This is a genomic window from Burkholderia sp. AU45251 (genome assembly GCF_030482905.1).
GTDB classification, from domain to species: Bacteria; Pseudomonadota; Gammaproteobacteria; order Burkholderiales; family Burkholderiaceae; genus Burkholderia; species Burkholderia aenigmatica.
In genome coordinates this window covers 1-1,541 of record NZ_JAUJQH010000068.1, presented here as the reverse complement: position 1 = coordinate 1,541, position 1,541 = coordinate 1, and the positions used below count along the sequence as shown (strand labels likewise).

1 protein-coding gene is annotated in these 1,541 nt (G+C 67.0%); it reads right to left on the bottom strand.

All coding sequences use genetic code 11. From position 1 onward, the window contains the following. Nucleotides 1–1,541: glucose-6-phosphate isomerase (gene pgi, locus QZM67_RS39760; protein ID WP_301811928.1), on the bottom strand; the 1,541-nt coding region annotated here is incomplete at both ends.

Below are 1,541 nucleotides of genomic sequence, written 5' to 3'. Positions count from 1 at the left end.
ATCAGCGCGGCCGTCGACGAATCGTGCTTCGCCGGATCGACCGACTCGGCCGACAGGTCGGCTTCCACCACCTTGCCGAGAATCTTGCCGAGCTCGACGCCCCACTGGTCGAACGGATTGATGTCCCACACCGTTGCCTGCACGAGCACCTTGTGTTCGTACAGTGCGATCAGCGCGCCGAGCGTGCGCGGCGTCAGCGCATCGACCAGCAGCGTCGTCGTCGGGCGGTTGCCCGGGAACGTCAGGTGCGGCGCGAGCGCTTCCTTGCCTGGCCCCGCGACCTGGCGCGCTTCGTCGAGCGTGCGGCCGAGCATCAGCGCCTCGCTCTGCGCGAAGCAGTTCGCCAGCAGCTTCGGATGATGGCTCGCGAGCGGATGCTCGGGGGTCAGCACCGCGATGAAATCGATCGGCACGATCGTCGGCCCCTGGTGCAGCATCTGGAAGAACGCATGCTGGCCGTTGGTGCCCGGCTCGCCCCACGTGACGGCCGACGTCGGGTAATCGACGAAGGTGCCGTCCAGGCGCGCGGATTTGCCATTGCTCTCCATTTCGAGCTGCTGCAGGTACGACGGCAGGTAGTGCAGCGCTTCCGAATACGGCGCGACGAGATAGCTCTGCGACCCGAAGAAATTCCGGTACCAGATGCCGATCAGGCCGAGCAGCACGGGCAGGTTGCGTTCGAGCGGCGCTTCGCGGAAATGGCGGTCCATGTCGTTCGCGCCGGCCAGCAGCTCGTCGAACTGCTCGGGGCCGATCGCGATCATGATCGACAGGCCGACCGCCGACCACAGCGAATAGCGGCCGCCGACCCAGTCCCACATTTCGAACACGTTGTCCGCGGCGATGCCGAACTTCACGACTTCGGCCGGGTTCGCCGACACGCCGACGAAATGCTTCGACAGTGCGTCCTCGGGGCAGCCGCGCGCGACGAACCAGTCGCGCAGCGAGCGTGCGTTCGTCATCGTCTCGAGCGTCGTGAAGGTCTTCGACACGATGATCGCGAGCGTTTCCTCGGGGTCGACCTGTTCGAGCACGCGTGCGAGATCGGCGCCGTCGACGTTCGACACGAAATGCGTGGAGATTTCAGGCGTGGCGACGTGGTGCAGCGCATGCACGACCATCTTCGGCCCGAGATCGGAGCCGCCGATGCCGATGTTGATCACGTGGCGGATGCGCTTGCCGGTGTAGCCCGTCCACGTGCCGCTGCGCACGGCGCGCGCGAAGGTCGCCATCTTTGCGCGCTCGGCGCTGATCTGTGCATGGAACGGCGCTTGCGGATCGGTCGCGCGCAGCGCGGTGTGCAGCGCGGCACGGCCCTCGGTCGGGTTGACGATGTCGCCCGCGAACATCGCGTCGCGGCGCGCTTCGACGCCCGCATCGCGCGCGAGTTGCACGAGCAGGCGCAGCGTGTCGTCGTTGATGCGGTTCTTCGAGAAATCGGCTGCGAGGCCGCCGCCCGCGAGCGTGAAGCGTTCGGCACGGGTCGGCGTGCGATCGTTTTCCGGTGCGAACCAGTCGCGCAGCCGGGCGTGGCGGATCTG